This window comes from Hymenobacter sp. YIM 151500-1, from assembly GCF_025979885.1.
Classification (GTDB): Bacteria; Bacteroidota; Bacteroidia; order Cytophagales; family Hymenobacteraceae; genus Hymenobacter.
Window position 1 is genome coordinate 2403910 of sequence record NZ_CP110139.1, and the last position, 18728, is coordinate 2422637.

14 protein-coding genes are annotated in these 18728 nt (G+C 48.3%); 6 read left to right on the forward strand and 8 right to left on the reverse strand.

Translation table 11 applies throughout. The features are described from left to right. Positions 1-75 precede the first annotated feature (75 nt). Positions 76-990 carry a M20/M25/M40 family metallo-hydrolase gene (locus OIS53_RS10055; protein WP_264682281.1) on the reverse strand — a complete coding sequence of 305 codons (915 nt, stop codon included), beginning with the start codon at positions 988-990 and terminating at the stop codon, positions 76-78. A gap of 112 nt (positions 991-1102) precedes the next feature. Here OIS53_RS10055 and OIS53_RS10060 point away from each other — a divergent pair, with 112 nt between their 5' ends. Next, positions 1103-2362, forward strand: coding sequence for a tol-pal system protein YbgF (locus OIS53_RS10060; RefSeq protein WP_264682283.1), 1260 nt, complete (start codon positions 1103-1105; stop codon positions 2360-2362). Between the two features lie 15 nt (positions 2363-2377). After that, positions 2378-3739 carry a hypothetical protein gene (locus tag OIS53_RS10065; protein WP_264682284.1) on the forward strand — a complete coding sequence of 454 codons (1362 nt, stop codon included), beginning with the start codon at positions 2378-2380 and terminating at the stop codon, positions 3737-3739. Here OIS53_RS10065 and OIS53_RS10070 read toward each other — a convergent pair. Next, positions 3691-4758, reverse strand: coding sequence for a glycosyltransferase (locus OIS53_RS10070; protein WP_264682286.1), 1068 nt, complete (start codon positions 4756-4758; stop codon positions 3691-3693). The genes OIS53_RS10065 and OIS53_RS10070 overlap by 49 nt on opposite strands. Positions 4759-5012: 254 nt before the next feature. On the opposite strand from OIS53_RS10070, the gene rffA reads away from it, so the two are divergent. Then, on the forward strand, positions 5013-6176 hold the full coding sequence (gene rffA, locus OIS53_RS10075; protein WP_264678443.1) for a dTDP-4-amino-4,6-dideoxygalactose transaminase: 1164 nt from the start codon (positions 5013-5015) through the stop codon (positions 6174-6176). A 9-nt stretch (positions 6177-6185) separates the two neighbouring features. On the opposite strand, the gene OIS53_RS10080 is transcribed toward rffA, so the two are convergent. The 6 genes from OIS53_RS10080 to OIS53_RS10105 all read right to left on the reverse strand — a co-directional run bounded on the left by OIS53_RS10080 (position 6186) and on the right by OIS53_RS10105 (position 12966). Continuing rightward, positions 6186-7325 carry a glycosyltransferase family 4 protein gene (locus tag OIS53_RS10080; protein WP_264678444.1) on the reverse strand — a complete coding sequence of 380 codons (1140 nt, stop codon included), beginning with the start codon at positions 7323-7325 and terminating at the stop codon, positions 6186-6188. Then, positions 7322-8572, reverse strand: a complete 1251-nt coding sequence (locus OIS53_RS10085) for a glycosyltransferase (protein ID WP_264678445.1) — start codon at positions 8570-8572, stop codon at positions 7322-7324. The genes OIS53_RS10080 and OIS53_RS10085 overlap by 4 nt, the downstream gene beginning before the upstream one ends. Before the next feature lie 32 nt (positions 8573-8604). Continuing rightward, on the reverse strand, positions 8605-9402 hold the full coding sequence (locus OIS53_RS10090; RefSeq protein WP_264678446.1) for a glycosyltransferase family 25 protein: 798 nt from the start codon (positions 9400-9402) through the stop codon (positions 8605-8607). A 104-nt stretch (positions 9403-9506) separates the two neighbouring features. After that, complete coding sequence (locus OIS53_RS10095; protein ID WP_264678447.1) at positions 9507-10754, reverse strand: glycosyltransferase family 4 protein; 1248 nt, start codon at positions 10752-10754, stop codon at positions 9507-9509. A 32-nt stretch (positions 10755-10786) separates the two neighbouring features. Beyond that, the gene (locus OIS53_RS10100) at positions 10787-11974 is read right to left on the reverse strand and encodes a glycosyltransferase family 4 protein (RefSeq protein ID WP_264678448.1); all 1188 of its coding nucleotides are present in this window, start codon (positions 11972-11974) and stop codon (positions 10787-10789) included. Further along, positions 11974-12966, reverse strand: coding sequence for an NAD-dependent epimerase/dehydratase family protein (locus OIS53_RS10105; RefSeq protein ID WP_264678449.1), 993 nt, complete (start codon positions 12964-12966; stop codon positions 11974-11976). Before OIS53_RS10105 ends, OIS53_RS10100 begins: the two co-directional genes overlap by 1 nt. 776 nt (positions 12967-13742) lie before the next feature. On the opposite strand from OIS53_RS10105, the gene OIS53_RS10110 reads away from it, so the two are divergent. The 3 genes from OIS53_RS10110 to OIS53_RS10120 all read left to right on the forward strand — a co-directional run bounded on the left by OIS53_RS10110 (position 13743) and on the right by OIS53_RS10120 (position 18528). Next, positions 13743-15512, forward strand: coding sequence for an ABC transporter ATP-binding protein (locus OIS53_RS10110; RefSeq protein ID WP_264678450.1), 1770 nt, complete (start codon positions 13743-13745; stop codon positions 15510-15512). A gap of 139 nt (positions 15513-15651) precedes the next feature. Then, a complete protein-coding gene (locus OIS53_RS10115) occupies positions 15652-16929 on the forward strand; it encodes a glycosyltransferase family 4 protein (protein ID WP_264678451.1) in 1278 nt (425 codons plus the stop codon). 303 nt (positions 16930-17232) lie between these two features. Continuing rightward, on the forward strand, positions 17233-18528 hold the full coding sequence (locus OIS53_RS10120) for an acyltransferase family protein (RefSeq protein WP_264678452.1): 1296 nt from the start codon (positions 17233-17235) through the stop codon (positions 18526-18528). The last annotated feature ends 200 nt before the right edge of the window (positions 18529-18728 follow it).

Here is an 18728-nt window from a genome sequence, read left to right on the forward strand (position 1 = left end):
GTGAGACTTTCATTCTAGCATCATCAGAACGAAAGTCTTACTTCTCACCTCTCTCTGTCTCAAGTCTATCTGAAACTACAGCTCCCGCATCAGCGCCTGGTAGAGCGCCAGCATACTCGCAATGTCCCGCTTGTCCACGATTTCGTGGGGCGTGTGCACGTTGTCCTCGGGGGCGCCCACGAAGCACCAGTCCCAGGGCTGGGCGCCGTGCTGCAGTTCTTTGGCGTCGGAGCCGCCGCCGCTTTCTACTTCCAGCTGGTGCGGAATGCCGGCCTGCCGGGCAATGTGCCGAATGCGCTCCACGTAGCTGCGGCGCGGGATAAGCGAGTCGCGTAGGGAAATTACGCAGCCTTGGCCAGCGTGCACGCCTTCCGTCACCCACGTAATGTCAGATATCAGCGCCTGGCGTACGTCGTAGGTTTCGTAGATGTGCTTGGCCAGGTAGGCCACCGAGCCGCCACCGTGTTCTTCCCAGCAGCTGAAGGCTACTATTCCGTCTTGCAGTGTTTCGCAGAGCCGCAAGGCGTTCCAGACGCCAAGCCGGTTGTCGAGCGTGCAGCTCTGCACGGTGGTGGCGGTTTCGCGGAAGTCACAGCGAAAAGTCAGCTCCGTGCCCCGCTCAATTTCGCGGTGGTACCTGTAGCGCAAAGCGCCGGTATTTTTGTCTACTTCCAGCGTGCACTCGATGGGCCCTTGGGTGTCGTGCCCTACCAGCGGGTAGCCGGTTGCTACATCGGGCCCGCCAATGCGCACCAGCTGGCGGCCGTAGCGCACCGTGAAGCCGATACTGTCGAGGTGGGCAAACACGGCCGTGCGTGGTGTGCCAAATACTAGAATAATACAATCCTGCAATTCTTCACCCGCCACTATTGTGGGCTGTACCTGCCAGGTAGCCTGGTGCTGCTGAACGTAGCGCAGAACAAAATCCGTCAAGGGAGCTTCATTACCAGAAGGCGCGGCAATCTGACACAAAGACCGTAAAAGCTGCATGAGAGGTATGTTATTCGTCCAAATCTAGGAGAAAAGCCCTACTTTAGCTTTTCCGTTGGGCTTGTCTGTTTTGCAGCTTTCTATCAGCCTCCGGTTACCATCCAACGTGACTATGCTTTCCCGACTCCGTTTTGTCCTGTTGCTGGCCCTCCTCCCCTCCCTGGCGCAGGCGCAACAATCCGGCTCGGCCCCTCCGTCAGTTCCTGCGCCCGACACGCTCCGGCAGGTGCAGCTGGAAAACGTAGACGTGGCCCCGGCCGCCGTAGATACCAAGGGCTGGCTGCTGCTCGACAAAGACATTCAAACGGAACTGGAAGGAGCAGTTTTCAACCTGTATAATTTCAAGTACGACAAGGCCGAGCGTCAGTTCCGGTCGTTGCGCCGCCGCTACCCCCACCACCCCATGCCCTACTTTCTGATGGGCCTGAGCACGTGGTGGAAAATCGTGCCCACCAACCAACAGACCAAGCAGTACGACAAGCTGTTTTTCGCCTATATGGACACGGCCATTACCAAAGGCGAAAAGCTGTACGAGGCCGATAACCGCAACTACGAGGCCTGCTTCTTCCTGGCCGCCGCCTATGGCTTCGATGGCCGCCTGCACGCCGACCGCCGCGACTGGCGCAAAGCCACGGTCAGTGCCAAACGCTCCTTAGACTATCTGGAGAAAAGCAAGGAAGCCAACGGGCTGAGTCCGGAATTCCTGTTTGGACAGGCCATTTTCAACTACTACGCCGTCTGGATTCCGGACAATTATCCGCTTCTGAAACCAGTGCTGCTGTTCTTCCCCAAGGGCAACAAGCAGCTGGGCCTACAACAGCTGCGCAACGTGGCCGACAACGGCTTTTATGTAGCGCCCGAAGCGCGGGTATTCCTCATGAGGATCCTCATGAACGAGGAAGACAAGCCCGACTTGGCCTTGCCCGTTGCCCGCTACATGGCCACTACCTACCCCGACAATGCGTATTGTCAGCGGTTTTACGCCTTGGCGTGCTTCAACCAGGGCGAGTACAAGGAGTGCGAGCGGGTCAGCCGAGACATCCTCGACAAATTAAATCAGGGGTTGCCGGGCTACGAGGCCATTAGTGGGCGTTATGCCACTTACTTTATGGGCTGGCTGATGCAGAACAAGTATAAGAATATCTCTAAAGCCAGAGATTACTACCAGCGTTGCATCGTCTTTGCCGAAAGCACCGGGGATGTGAGCGGAGGCTTTTACCTGTATGCCAACCTGGCTCTGGCCCGCCTCGCCGACAAAGACAAGGACGCCAAAACTGCGGTTCGGTACTACGGCGTCGTGCGCGACAAATCGGACCGCAAATCGGAACAATACCAGGAGGCGAAAGCGTATTTGAAGAAAAACCGCCAGTAGCGAATTGCTTTCTTCATGGACCTCAAGGACCTCTTCCTCACCCCGTTATATCTGGCTTTGTTCTATGGGTTGGCTTTCGCCGTACGGCGCCGCTTTACCAATGCCTTAACCCGAAAATATTTTATTCCTGCGTTGTCGGTCAAGTTTCTGGGGGCCATTTCCTTAGGGCTGATTTATCAATTTTATTACGGAGGTGGCGACACGTTTAATTATTACAATCACATTAAGGTTATCTACGGTGCTTTCGGTGATTCTTTCGCAGCAGGCCTGAAGCTATTATTTCCGCAGCGGCCTCCTGATTCTACCATACTCCGCTACACGGCCCAGATGTATTGGTACGACTCGCCTACCGAGTATTTTATTGCGCAAGTAGGAGCTGTGTTTGCCTTGCTTTCATTTAATACGTATTCTGTTATCGGTCTTGGTTTCGCCCTTATCAGCTTTTGGGGCGTTTGGGCTATGTATATTACATTTTTACGAATTTATCCGCTGGCTTATAAAAAATTAGCCTTCGCTATTTTCTTTTTGCCCTCCGTTTTTTTCTGGGGCTCTGGGCTTATGAAAGACTCTCTTTGCATGGGAGCACTGGGCTGGGCATTCTATGGTTTTTATCACCTTTTTATTGAAAAGAAAAACCTGCTTACGGCTGCTGCCCTACTGGGTGCCGGGGCTTTTGTGCTGGTTTCAGTTAAGGTTTATATTCTGCTTTCCTTTCTGCCCCCGGCCTTGCTCTGGGTTTTCAATGAAAATAACCAGCGAATAAAATCGGCTGCCATCCGCGCTGTTTCCAAACCTATCTTCCTGGTGCTTGGATTAGGCATCGGCTACCTGGGCGCCACCAACCTGACAGCCGGCGACGAGCGGTATGACGTGGAGAAAATCGGGGAGCGTAGCAAAATCACCAAGGATTATCTCAGCAAATACGTGAGCAGCGGCTCAGCCTACGACATTGGGCAGCTGGACGGCTCTATTGGTTCCATCGTGCGTGTAGCACCGCAAGCTGTTTTTATTTCTTTGTTCCGCCCGTTTTTATTTGAAGCGCGCAACCCGGTTATGTTACTATCAGCACTGGAAGCTACCTTGTTTATCTGGCTTACGGTTAGTCTTTTTTATAAAACCGGTTTAATTAAAAGTTTTAGATTAATAGCCGCCAAACCTATCCTTACGTTCAGCTTTGTTTTCTCCATTATTTTTGCAATTGGGGTTGGAACCAATAGCGGAAACTTTGGCACCCTAGTACGCTATAAAATTCCCTTGATGCCTTTCTATCTATCGGCTTTATATATCATGCAGTCGATGGCGGCTCCTAAGAAGAAAGCACAGCCACTTCAACTGAATAATTCCAAAAAGTTTCGCCGGTTAGCCGTAACCGAGTAGCGCTGCTCAATGGTTTGGCGGGCGTGGCGTCCCATCTCCTGGCGTAAACCAGGGTTTTGCAAAAGTCGGCGCAGGCTGTTCTCCCACTCGGCAGCAGTGGCGCACACGTTGCCGTTCACTCCTTCCTGCACCACTTCGGTGTTCATTCCCACCGGCGACACCAAAGCCGGAATACCCAGGGCCATGTACTGCAAGGCTTTGAAAGCGCATTTGCCCTTGGCCCAAGGGTCGTCTTCCAGCGGCATCAGCCCCACGTGAAAGGCCAGCAGATCGGCTATTTCGGTTTCCTTGCGCCAGGGCACGTACACCAAAGAGCGAAGCGGCAGCTCCGGCGGCTGGTTGGAAATTACCCGAAACTCGAAGTCGAATTCCTGCTCCAGTCTGGCCAGCACTGGCACTACCTGGTGCAGATATTTCAAGGTCGAGTGAGTCCCCGTCCACCCAATCACCAGCCGCCCAGGCTCACTTTGGTCTTTCACCTGATTGTGCAGGTGAACCGTGTCGATGGTGGTTGGGTTGATGATGGCGTTAGGGTTGAACTGCCGGGCGTAGTCGCGCAGGTAGGCGTTGCCGCAGCTCACCTTGTAGGCCCAGCGGCAAATGCTCTGCACTTTATGGTGCCACTTCACGCCCGCCACTAGCTTGTTGGCCTCCGAAGTGTTCGGAATCCAGATGGCGTCGTCGAAGTCGTAAATAACCCGCTTACTCAGCAGCCGGCTGATTACCCATTCAAATACCGGAGGGCCAATTGGTGATGCTTCCCGGTGAACAAAGACGTAGTCGTATTGCGGCACGCTGAATAGCAATACGACCCGTCGGGCAAATCCGGCCAGTATCCCGGCGGCCTTGGCTAGGGTATGACCGGGCTTGTACAAAATAGCCCAGGTTTGGTTGGATATGAAAGGAGCCATTCGCCAGGAATGGCCTTCTTGGGTGAGAAAATCCAGATACTGCTCGAATCGGAACCGTTGCGAAGGCGCCTTGCCGATGGGGTACGGTACAACAAAAAGAATACGCATACTATACAAACTGCTTACGCTAGCCCACTGAGGAAGTAAGGTTATTTCAACCGCTGCCGGGCTTGCCGTGGCAAAGGTACGAGCCCGTCAGGCATTCGCTTCGGTGCGGCGGCCCGGCCCTGTTATCTTTGGTCATAGACTCCCGTTGTTCTGGGCCGGTTTTTTCCGGGCAATCCAGCCTGGGCAGTTCGTTGCCGCCGGCCCATGCGGTGCACAGCCACGGGCCGCCGCCAGGCACTCCTCTATCTGATCTGATGCTTCCTTCTCCCCTACCGCCTGACTTCATTCCTTTCAATAAGCCCCACTTGGTAGGGCCTGAACTAGAGTACATCCGCCAAGCTGTGGCGGCGGGCAAGCTTTCCGGCAACGGCGAATTCACGCAGCGCTGCCAGCAGTTTTTTGAACAGCGCTACGGCATTCACAAAGCCTTGCTGACAACCAGCGGCACCGATGCCTTGGAAATGGCTGCTTTACTCTTGGATATCAAGCCCGGCGACGAGGTAATTGTCCCTAGCTACACCTTCACGTCTACGGCCAATGCCTTTGTGCTGCGAGGCGCCCGAATTGTATTCGTTGACAGCGGCCCGGAGCATCCCAACCTGGACGTAGCGCAGGTGGCAGCGCGCATCACCTCCCGTACTCGCGCCATTGTACCCGTGCACTACGGCGGGCAGGCTGCCGACAACTTTACGGAGTTGCTTGCTTTGGCGCGGCAGCACCACTTGTGGGTAGTTGAGGATGCCGCGCAGGCAATTGAAGCCCGCTACCGGGGGCAGGCCCTTGGCACGCTGGGCCACCTGGCTGCTTTCTCGTTTCACGAAACAAAAAACGTAAGCGCCGGCGAAGGCGGGTTATTAGCCATCAACGACCCTACTTTGGCTGCCCGGGCCGAAATCTTGTGGGAAAAAGGCACCAACCGGGCCGCCTTCTTTCGCGGGGAGGCAGCCCGGTACGAATGGGTAGATGTAGGCTCTTCTTTTCTACCGTCTGAGCTAAACGCGGCGTATCTCTGGGCACAATTGGAGGCTATCGACCTGATCCAGCAGCGCCGGCAGCAACTGTGGCAAACGTACGCCACCGCGCTGGCACCACTTGTCACGGCTGGGCAGGTTCGTGTGCTACCTACCCAGACGGATTCGGCACCAAACTGGCACCTGTTTGGGATGCTATGTCGCCACGAAGCCGAACGGGACGAACTGCTTGCCTACCTGCGCCACCGGCATATTCTGGCCGTCTTTCACTATCTCCCGCTGCACCGTAGCCCATATTATGTATCCCGGCACGGCAATGCAGAGCCGCTTCCTCACGCGGAGCGGTTTGGCCAGACGCTGGTGCGCCTCCCGCTGTTTCAGGACCTCCAGCCTGATCAGCAGCAACGCGTAATCGATGCTATCAACGAGTTTTATACCACTCGCTAGTCAGCTTCCCTAGCGCGCCAGCAGTTCGGCATATACTTGCCCGAGCTTTGCATACGTAGCCTCGGGCCGGAATTTATGGCGCACAAATTCTCGCCCTGCCGCAGCAAAGCGACGCCGAAGCTCAGCGTCGGTACCCAGCGTCACCATCGCGGCAGCCATGGCGGGCACGTCGCGGTTGGGCACCAACAGGCCCGACTTCCCGGATTCAAAGAGTTCTGCCGGCCCCCCGCAATCTGTAGCTATTAAAGGCGTACCAAAATACAGAGCGTCGAGGCAGGTCAATGAGAATGATTCCGACTCCGAAAAATTGAGCACGATGTCGGCCTGTTTGATAGCCGCTTCCACATCCTGCACAAATCCGCCGAACGTCACTACTTCCTGCAGGCCGGCCGCTGCCACGTCGGCCTCCAGTTGCTGCCGAAATGCTCGGTTTTTCTCCAGGCCCATATCCCCACCCGCAAAATGCAGGCGCAGGCCGGGTAGCTGAGCATAAGCTCGTTGGAATGCTTGCACGGCAAAGTTTTGCCCTTTGCCGGGAATATAATTTCCAAGGTACAGCATCCTGACTGTACCATCTTCTCGTTGCACCAGCTCGGCGGGCGGATATTTTTCCTGCCCTGGTATCGGGTCGTAAATGACCTGCACTTTGGGCAGCGGCCGGAAATATGTATGCACTGCCCGTGATACGCACACCACCCGCTGCGCCAAGTGCTCCGCTACCCAGCGCCACGTCCGCGCCAGGGGCTGCAGCTGCGTGTGCGGCAGAAAGCGCACGTGTGTAATTAGAGGCAGCCCCGTCAGAAACCGCGCTATAACCCCCGTAAGGTTATAGAAATCATTCATGTGCAGTGCGGCTGCTCTTTCGCGCCGCGCCAGCCGCGCCAGTCGCCAGCCGTTCAGCACCAGCCTAGGCACGTAGAGTAGCAAGCTGCTGGGTCGCCGGCTAATTTCTACGAACGGCAGTTCATGTACTTTATAGCCGGCTTTTTCCAGTGTGGGTCGGCCTTGGCTGCCATTGGGCAACACGTATACAAACTCGTAGTGGGGGCGCAGCCGATCTGTAGCATTGCGGATGGCTACCAAAGCTCCCGTTACTGCTGTGGAATTGTCGGTAATAAGTATAACGGGTTTACGGGAGATACCTATCATGAACGGGCAAGTACGTCATCGAGCATCGTTACCCACTGGCGAAAAATTTTTTCGCGAGTAAAGTCTTGCATCCGCTGGCTAGCTAAACGCCCTAGCCGTTCTCGTTCTGTAACATCGTTTAGCAATTGGCACAAGGTATCTGTCCACACACGTAGGTCGGCGGCTAAGCTGGCTGGCTGGTTAAGCATAGGCATTAGCACTCCAAATTCAGCTTTTTCAGCAGCCCGAATGCTGACACGAGGTGTGTCTGTATTGGGCGCAAGTATTTCCCGAGGTCCAGTAGGGCAATCGGTTGTTACAGCCGGCACCCCGCAGATCATAGCTTCCCCCAATGCCATTGGGAAACCCTCCCAGGCTGAGGGAAACACAAACAATGATGCTGGCCGGATGTACTTAAATGGGTTCTGCTTCAGTCCGAGGAAGTAGACGTCACATTCTGGCGTTAGCGCATCCTGGCTCCAAGCTTCATATACCCGCAAACCTAACTGACGCGCGTGGCGGGTCAGGTCATTCCGTAGCTCTCCGTCGCCTACAAACACCAGCTTTGCCGACCTGCGTTGAATAAGAGTAGCAAAAGCATCTAGCAGCGGGGCTTGGTTCTTTTGGATGGTAAGCCGGCCGGAGGTTACTAGCACCGGCGCTGCGTCGTATACGGCTTGCTCTTCCGTAGAGAGTGGCTCTTGCGACTTTTGCTCAATCTGAGTTACCTCAAAGAAATTATTAATAGTGACTAGTTTCTCCGGCTTTACTCCAAAGCCATTGATCAACTCAGGATTAATGTCGCGACTTACAGTCACGATTTTATCGGCGCGGTTGTATAGGCCAGGCATGAGAATTTTTTTTCGCAGCCAGCCTACCAATCCCATAATATTGCCATCGTGCAGCTTAGATCCGTGAATGCAGAGTACTACTTTCTCTGGGCCCTTGCTAAGCAGGTTCACATAGTCGGCACCTTCCAGATGGCTTATGCACACATCAGTGTGCAAGCGTCGTTTCAGGGCCCGCAGCCGCCCAATGCGCCGGCCGAAATTGCGGATCTTCTCGGTTGCACTGCCCCCACCCCCTACTTCTAGGCTCACCATCTTGTTGCCGCTGGGGTACATGTTGCCACCCTCTGTATTGAAGACGGCTTCCGTCACAGCATAGTGCTTGGCCAGCTCTACGCTATGGTCGTGAAATACCCGCTGAGCCCCGCCAAAGCCAAGATTAGGAATGAGTAATAGCAAATTTGTTGATTGCAATTTCATCTAATCTTTAGTTAAGAGCTAAATTACATATTTTATTTAATATGAAACGGTTTTTTTTCTATCATATTGATTGCATGTTTTTGATCTATCAAATTCTGACTCCTTTTCTCCAAGTATGAATACAGAAAAGGAACTTTATAATTCCTGACGAATGAAGCTAGTCTGCTTTTTAAGCTAGAGGCTGACGCATAATCTAATGTACTACGAAACGCAGCTGGCTTTGCCTGAATTGGATATAAGCATTTAAACGATTTAAAAGCCCCTTTTTCATAATATACGCCCCAATAATCAGGCTGAACGCTAATAGGCATTAATATATCAGCCATCTTTTCTGCTACACTTCGTGTTATGATATAGGCCATAGTTGAGGCAATGCATTCTATATCAACCGGGTAAAAAAGCTTGTTTCCAGATGCTAAACTTATAGCACCTTTGTTACTCAGCTCCGTTACATCTCCGGAATGACTATAATAGGAAAGTGTTATCACTTCATCATCAGCAACTACACTCTCGATTTCACGAAGTATGGTGTCAATATTTTTGGGCAAAGAAACATCGTCCTCCACAACTAAGGCTTTCTCTATATTATCATTAACTATCTTTTTAAAAATTTTAACATGTGACAATGCACAAGCTACCATTCCCTTTGTCAGATAGGGATTTTTAGCCATTGCCTCGCTACTTGCTAATGTAGCAAATTCATGATCAGTTAACTGTTTATAGTCAACTGCATCTATTATTTCATAATCAACATTCAACGCTGAAAAATGAGATTTAATATACTCTCTTCTTTCAGTAGCTCTTTCTAAGCTGATGACAAAAACTTTCATTGAAAAAATTAGTAAAAGGAAAGTAATCCAGTTTGTTTGCCTCTTTTTAATTCAGAAGTTTGCTGAGTGCAAGTGTGAGCAGTCAATTGGGTAGAAGAAAATATTTATGCAAATTCTCTGGCTAACCGTCCCTGACAACTTTGATACAGCGCTGTGTAAGCCTGCACACAATACTTCATATCAAATTTCTCAAACGCCTGCTGAGCCAGTTGCTGATGCAGGGATAAGAGTTCATTATCGGTAGCATAGCAGCGCATGGCCTGATACAGCTGCCGTGTATCGGTTAGTTCTTCGACAGGAAATTCAACTAATAATCCGGCCTCTTGTCCGTCGCTCGTACGAATCATCTGCCTGATTTCGCCTATATCCGTTGAAATAACCGCTTTGCCACAGAATAGATATTCAGCAATGGAATTGGGCAGGCTCTCCCTCAAAGATGAAGCTAGAATACCGACGTCGAAGGACATCACACAATCCACTGGGTTGTTCACAAAGCCTAAAAAGCGCAAGCTTTCGTCTGCTTTATATTTTTCCCGTAACTGATCCAGAAAAAAACTTGCTCCTACCAGCACCAAGTTCATTGGCCGAAGTATCTCCGCTCTTAGCTGTTGATACGCCTGAATTACGGGTTCCCAGCCTTTTTCCGGTACCCCACGGGCCACCATCCCGTATACCAAAGCATCATCGGATATATTAAGAGCGGCGCGAGTAAACCGGAATGCTTCATTTGAAAAACGGCCATCAAGCCCGTTATAAATACGCCGTACATGTATATGATCAGTGGTAATGCCTACCACTTCCGGCCGCAACGATTCCAAGTTCTGATCCGATAGATAAGCGACGCCGTTAAGCCGGCTTACCGTCTCGGTAAGTTGAGTTATATACGCTGGAATAACGTGGTTTTTGCCCTCACGGTAAGATACCAGAAATTGTTCATAGTCACCGTGCATGGTTATTATCAGCGGGATATGAGGGAAATGCAGTAACACCTGGGCGCATAAATGGTCAGCCTTAAAAGTGTTGCTGCTAACTACTTCGATTTGCTTTTCTTGAATTACGCGCCGCAAGTGCTTGCGCAAACTTCTGGCTCGTAACTCTGAGTGTTTTCCCCGACGCTGCAGCCAACTATCAGCACGCATTATGAAGTTGTCCAGCTTCCGGTTGCAAGGCTGATACTGTACTAACTCTACATCCGGCGCCAGTCGCTTTACTAGATCGTGCTCCGTGTACTGCCAGTACATATTGTACAGGTACACCAGATGCCCGGCTTCATGTAATGCTTGAGCTAAACGCAAGGCAAATGTTTGGGCTCCCCCGATTCGGAGCTCTTCAACGGCAACAAGAATAGTCATCAGGGACTAATAGAAAGTTTGGCAAGCAAAGCTTAAAGCGCGGGAATGATATTACGCATCACTAATACGTCTCGCAGTTGCTTTGCCCATTCATCCCAGTTCAGGGTAGTTTCGTACTGCTGGCGAGCGTTCCATCTCATTTGAGTATACGTTTCCTGATGTTGAAACAGGTGCCGGATTGTGTTAGCAAAATCCTGCCCGGTACTAGTGAGTGGGAGCATTACGCCATTAGTTCCCTGCTTAATAAAACTGCTGATGCCGCCCACATCCGTGGTGATGACGGGTACTCCAAATGAATTTGCATCCGCAAAAGCAATAGCAGCACACTCCGCCCGGGATGGTAAAAGAAAAAAGTCAGCCTCACTAAAAAGCTGGTGGAGTTGGGCAGCCTCAGCAGGTACTGACATATTCAGAAAGGGCAGCAGTCGAAACCCCGGGTGCGTATATCGCGCCGCATCCGCCGGTTTACACCCCACTACTGTGAGACGAGCATCAACGCCCATCTCCGTTAATGCAACCAAAGTATCGTAAGCAATATCTCCTCCTTTACGTCCCCATTCTCCTCCCACAAATAGCAAATGGCACGTGCCATTAGAGCGAGTAGGGTGATTAATTGCTTCTGCGCGGGTTGGCGGATGCGGGTAGTTAGAGCCAAAGGGGATGACTACCACTTTATTAGGATCAACTCCGTAGTCACTGACCGCTGAGTGAGCGGCCCATTCCGACGAGTAGCATATCAACGAGGCTTTAATTAAAGCTTTTTTCTCTATAAAATTCAACTCTTTCTTCGAAACATCGAGTAACCCCATTAAGCCTGGATAAAAATCAATTAACTGGTTTAAGGTTGAGTCCTCGATGTATACAACCGGAGTAGTAGTATCAAGATAGGCTATTTCTGTAAACGAGGCAGGTGCCAGCAAAAGGTCGAACGCCTTATTTGCCAGTTTACGCTTGAATGTACGAGCGTATAACTTGGCTAATACTACACTCCAAGAATAATGATACCGTTTACCAGTAAGGGGTTTGATAAGCCGTCGATTCAGATTGTCACCAATACGTAACGGCCACACCATCGGCACCGGGCCCAAAGCTTCTACCGACCCAAGCACCCGTTCTGCTGCTCGGAAGATTGAGTAATGCACTCCCGACCAGGAACGTCTGTTTAAAGGATCCGTGCTGGTAAGAAAGCCTATACGCAAGGATTGGGAACGTTTGGTCATTAGCTTTTCGCTTGAGCAGAAAAAGCGGAGTGTTGATGTTTAGATAAGTACCACGCCCAAGTACGCTGTAATGCTTCCGGGAACGACATGCTGGGATACCAGCCGGTATCGTTATGTAACTTGGTATAATCGAGCACGTTTCTGGGCACATCAAAAGGTCGGCTAGGTTGCACTACCACCCGCACTTCGTGCCCAGCAGCCGTCGCTAGTGGTGCCAAGGCGTCAAGTACTTGGCGGTTTGATAGTCCTTGCCCACTGCCAATATTATATATCTCTCCCGGTCGGCCGTGCACCAAAGCTGCAACAATGCCGCTTGCCACATCGCGCACATGCAAATAGTCCCGAACAGTGCCCTGCGCCCCAAACAGCGTCAGTTCCCTTTCATCTAGCACGGATGCAATAGCCGTGGCTATAAAGCCCTGGCCAATATAAGGTCTTTGGCTTTCCCCAAAAGCATTAGAAGGCCGTACGCACACAATGGGCAGACCACGGCTTTCAAAGTACATGTGGGCGTATTTTTCAATAGCCAGCTTTGTAATTCCGTACGGTGACAAGGGCTGCGTTGGATGGCTTTCATCAATGCTTGCAGCCGTGGTGCGACCATACACAGTACCTCCGGAGGATACCCATACGAACTTACGAATGGGCAGTGCCGAAGCCATTTCAAATAGGCGTACAGCTTCTGGTAAGTTTACCAGAATGTCATTAACTGGGTCTTGGTAGCTTGTTTGAGGTACAGTGGCATAGGCTAGATCAACCACTTCATCAACCCGGGTTAGTGCTGCCTGCAAGGCTGCTCCTCCATCGTTAGGCGGATTTTCTAAGTAATCGACACCAGCCGGTAAAGTTGCAGGATCCGTGCCGCGTCCTACCACTAACACCCGGCGCCCTTGAGTTAACAACTCATCTACTACTGCCCGTCCAATAAAGCCCGCTCCACCAATGACACAAGTAGTAAGAACTAAGGGTGAGGATGAATGAAAGTCAGACACGGTGCAAAAGATGAAAACCAAGCTATTGGCCTGCCGAAGTAAAGTTGATTACGCAAAATTACAGGTTTTCTCACGTAGCTGACTCTTCAGCAGCTAATTCATGGAGCGACGCCCGAGCAACAATAAAGCCATCCTCGTCTTATTGTACTTGGCACGCCAGGACAAGAGTGACCTCTGCGTGCCAACCAGCAATTACCGTTTGCGGCTGTGCACGCGCTTGTGTGCGGCGAGTGCAGACCTCGAAAATGTGTGAAGCGAACTTGATGCTAGCTGTTTAGGTACCACCCCATGGTCACTGGGCTGGAGGGCCGCTGGCAAGCTACATCTTAGCAACCGCTGTAACATCCACCCGTAGCGAGGCTGCGCGTCCGTAACTTGTTGCTGGCACAAGCGCCGGCAGTAATATTACATCTACAGCCACGTCTGCATACTTTGTCCAAGTGTTTCAAGCAGATTAGAAGCCCTTAGCCACATGGCGAGCGGAAGCCAGCCTTCTCGCAACCTCCCAACCTTGCCTTGAGCCCCTACCCGTTATTATACTTATACCATCGGCTTGGCAAGGTACAGCGCTGTTGCCGTAATGAGAAGCAAACACTTTGATCTACCCATTACACTATAAACGCCCTGATAATAGATTGCAAAATACAAAGTTCTCAGCACCCTGATCTATACAACCGATAAGATACGATAAGATTGCTTCACATCCTGTGTATCTTTGCGGCCCTCATGCCTATGCCCTCTTGCTTAGGCATGAGCAACAAAAGCATTGTGTGCACATGAAACAGGGAGTTGTTGGTGAGTCGCTAGCGAGTGTATATTATTATCTGACTCCTGGTGACAAGCGTCAGTTTATATTGATGTTAGTGCTTCTACTAATCTCCTCATTGTTGGAGGTGTTTGGCTTAGCGTCTTTGGTGCCAATTATCATGGCAGCTTCACGTCCAGGAACTATCAATCAAAACAAGTATACCGCATGGATATACAATCTTGCAGGTTTTGAGAACGAAAAAACATTCCTTCTATTTGCTATATTATTAATATTACTGTTTTTTGTAGCGAAGAATATTTTTACAACTTGGGTAAATTACAAGCAAGTATCTTTTTCAACAAAGGTGGCTTTGCAAATTATAGAAGATCAATTCAAGAAATTTACCAGTTTGCCTTACTGGGATTTTATTAACGTAGGCTCTTCTATTTTTACTCATCATATACTCAATATTCCCCAGCAGTTTGTCACTATTGTGATTCGTCAATTATTCGTGTTGTTATCAGAAATCTTTATTGTTGCTATTATTATAGTAGCAATATTATTTTATCAGCCATTTTTGTTTCTCCTATTGGTGTTGGTATTAGTGCCTAGCACTCTATTAACATACCGCCTTCTGCGCCAACGTTCACAATATGTTGGCGCAAGATTAGATAAGCTACGACCCGTTCCTTACGCTATTTTAAGTGATATGTTTGCTGGCTTTACTGAACTCACCTTAGCCAACAAAAAACACAAATTCAAGGAACGACTTAATATAAATCAAGAAGAATTTCAAAAACTAGAGGGTCGGTCTTATTTATACTCATTAATACCCCTTAAGGTAATCGAGATGGTAGCTATATTTGCTATTTCTACTATCTTTATTTATTCATTATTTTTTACCGAAAATCCAGCAAACGTAATTACAATCATTGGCGCATTTGCGGCGGCAGCTTATAGATTAATGCCTTCCGTAAACAGGATCATTAGTTCTTTAGTCGCGCTAAAGCAAAGTGAGATTGTACGGAAAGAACTGGAGCGTTATCGCAAAGAAACATTTCCTCAGCTTTTATCCGCAAACAAGCAGCCCTTGCTGTTTACCCAAGATATCACCTTCAAAAACATCAGCTTTTCCTTTCCTTCATCGGACACACCAGTAATTAATAATATTTCATTTCAAGTAAAGAAAGGTGAAAAAATAGGTTTTATTGGAACTTCTGGTTCTGGAAAGACTACTCTGATGAATGTGTTGCTCCGATTCTATCCAGAAGAGTCTGGCAATATTCTTGTGGACGGCATACCGCTCAGTGGTGCAAATCTTTTGGCTTGGTATCAGCTTATTGGCTACGTCAAGCAAGATACTTTCCTGATGGAAGCTTCTATACAAGATAACATTACTTTGCACGATGACAATCCAGACGAGGAAAGGCTAAAATATGCAATCGAGCAAGCCTCATTGTCCCACTTTGTGAACTCGCTACCAGAAGGAGTGAACACTCGTATTGGTGAACGTGGCTCTAGACTATCAGGTGGCCAACGTCAACGCATTGGTATCGCGCGTGCACTTTATAAGAAGACTGAGATAATGATTCTGGATGAAGCAACCTCTGCTCTTGATAATGAAACCGAGCATGAAGTGAATGAATCTATCAACAGACTATCCCATACAGCTATTACTTTATTTATCATAGCACACCGATTGACCACTTTACGTTATTGCGACCGAATTTACGAGCTAAAAGAAGGAGAGATAATTGCAGAACACCAGTATGCTGATATTATAGCAGATCTTCATTAGGCTCTGCATTTATTGTTCAAGTATTTTTATTAGTAGATATTATTTTCAAGTGTCATAAGTTGGTATAATACAAGTGCTATATTATAATTTATTTGACAAATAGCAAACTTCTACACTCTCACTGCAAGCAAGTTTTCTCATGAACATACTTATATTGAATGACACCTTTACTGTAGGAGGAGCTGAAATTTTTTCAGCTCGCCTAGCTGAGGCGTTGCTAGCAAATGGGAATAATGTTTGGCTATACTCTGTTCATAATTCGAAACATATAGACAGCAAAATGCTCCAGCATAATGCTCCCAATGTTCCAGTAATTAGCTTACATACGAGATTTGACTGGTGGGTTGAAAAAGCTGATTCTCTTTCACGGCGTTTGGATGTAGACTTCAAGATGCGTGAATTTTTAGTCACTTCGCACCTTAAAAAATTCATACAAGAACACGATATTGAGGTAGTACATGCGCATATGTTCGTTAGTGATTACCTTGCTGCAACTGTAAAACACACCGGAGCCAAATTCGCACGAGTTGCTTCAATGCACGGAACACATGAAGGTTTTCTATATAATTATATACACAATACCGGCTGGATCATTCCAAACTACGTTGAAAAATTAAATAAATGCTTGGATGGGCTAGATAGTATTATCTATTCGACTGACAGAAATATAGCATTTTTGAAAGAACCGATAATTAATAAATACTTGTCTGATCATATCATCACAGAGAGAATATATAATGGTTTCACTCAACACGCTGTTCGTCATACCATTACGCGAAGCTCACTGGGTATTCAAGATTCTGATATCGTATTTGGATTTGCTGCCAGAGGTGTTCCAGCTAAAGGATGGCCTGTTGTATTAGAGGCCTTCAAAAAGATTTCCTCTACCGGCGCACATCTTATTCTTATTGGTGATAGTCCTTACGTTCAGGAGCTTAAAGCAGAATACAGTCAGCACTCCAATATTCATTTTGTTGGGTTTCAGATTGAGCTCAACGAATGGATTGCTATTACTAATGTCGGCTTATTACCTTCCACTTTTGGTGAGAGCCTACCTACTGTTATTATGGAGTTTTTAGCTCAGAGCAAGCCAATGATTGTTTCTGATGTAGCCGAGTGCGCCAACATGATTGAAACAGAGGGTGAATATGCGGGCTATGTAATTAACGTACCAAAAAACATTGACGGTTTCGTAGATGAAAAGTATAGAATTGATGTCAATGAATTAGCGCATTACATGCAATCTTATATTACTAGCAGTAATACTCTTGCCAGTCATAGTTCTTTAGCGCTCAAAGCATTTCAAAAGTTCTCTATGCAAACCTGCGTTGACCTTCACCTAAAAGTTTATAAGCAAGCTATAGCGCATTCAATGACAACTCATCAACATGATAAAAGTGTTTTAGAAACCTTTTAAGTGCATCAAACAAAGCGAGTGTAGTAGAAAAGTGCGAAGAAACTGATAAAAAAGCTAGTAAGTTGTTGCTCGGGTCGTTGGACTTTCACTGGCATGTGTATGATGTATCTGTAGCCTCTTTTGACTTACGCTGACAAGCTATAACATCAAATGGCACAACCCGCCTTGCGCACGTGACTTAGCAACTGACCGAATTTGAGTTTTAAGCATGCCTTCGCTTAGCCTTGTATAATTTTAGATGTTAATCTGCATTAGCTCGAAACCTAGCAATTAACTTGGTTCCATTATTAATTCAATCCAGCTTTGCAGCTCATTAAGCTATTGCCTCGATCGAACGGCAAGACCAGCTTACCATCCGAGAAAGCTACGGTTAGATCTAGGTTTAACCCCAACCTTGAAGCCTTGCGGGCAGTGGCGGCCCTGGTGGTGGTGTGGCACCATGCCATTATTCATGAATTCCAGCTTGATCCAGCTTATAAACCTAATGGCATAGCAGGATTTAATCCTCCTGGCCACTTCTCGGTACTTATCTTCTTTGTGCTTTCGGGCTATGTAATTAGCCTAGCTCACAAAAAAGCTCTTACTTGGGCTACAGTTGGTACGTACCTACGCAAACGCTTTACGCGCATCTATCCAATATACGTATTGAGCTTGTCTGGTGCCCTTATTGTCGCAGGTTTCGCGTATTCATTGTATACTGTTATTGCACACCTCTTATTTGGTCAGATGGTGCTGGCTCCTCTCATATCTGAGAACAACCCCCTTTGGTCTTTGCAGTATGAGATATTTTTTTATCTGCTTTTTGTGCCGTTATCCATGCTACGCGTTCAACCTATCATGGTGGCTATCGTGACAACTCTGCTTTCCTTCGTAGCACTATATTTAGGAACTAAAGGAATTGGAGGAAGTACTTACTCGTACTTGATTGGCTTTTCCTTTTGGGCTTTGGGCTGGAGCTTTGGCTCGCTTCGAAATACCCGCGCGGTAAACTACACCTTGCTGCTGAGTACGATTTTCTTCCTTTTAGCTATTGATGCACGTTTCAATGTTTTGCAGATCATTTATAACCGATTACTCAAATTTGCTACCAGCGACTCAACATTAGGTATAGATCTTGTCTACTGGCCAGAAGCATTTATTTACCACGTTGACTTTGCTTCTTTGCCGTTTGCCGCATTTATTATTTTGCAGTTTATCGGCTATGACCACAAAAATTGGAAATGGATTAGCTTATTATTTCAGATTCTACCAGCTTATACGCTGGTATACATAGCACGCCACTATTCTGAAGGCTCCACCGTTACAGCAATAATGCCTGCCATTTTTTATCTGTTGAGCACATTTCTTTTTTTCATACGAACGGAAGCTATTGAACGAGTAAGTAAATGGATAATAGTCCGGCTAATTCCACTTGGTGGTATCTCTTATGGACTGTACGTGATTCACTTTCCTATTCTATCCGCCTTTCACCGTATTCATTTGTTTAGTGGCAACGGTTACACCTTTGCTGCTCGGTTTGTATTCTATGTGCTTATGAGTTTGAGCGTAGCGTACTGGTTGGAAAAACAATTCCAACCTTGGATAAAAAAATATTTATAACTTACGTCGATCTCCTGCGTTCGTACGCGACTTCTTTCAATGGCTAGCTGTTGCAGCTAAAATTCGAAGGAAGCTTTCTTTATTATTTTTAGTTCTAGTTTGACCGTCTAAGTCGTAGCCGAAACGATTGACTATCAGTTAATGTAATTTTTTATCGGGTGCACACGAGTGTGGCCTGACGTTACTTTTCCAAACGGTTC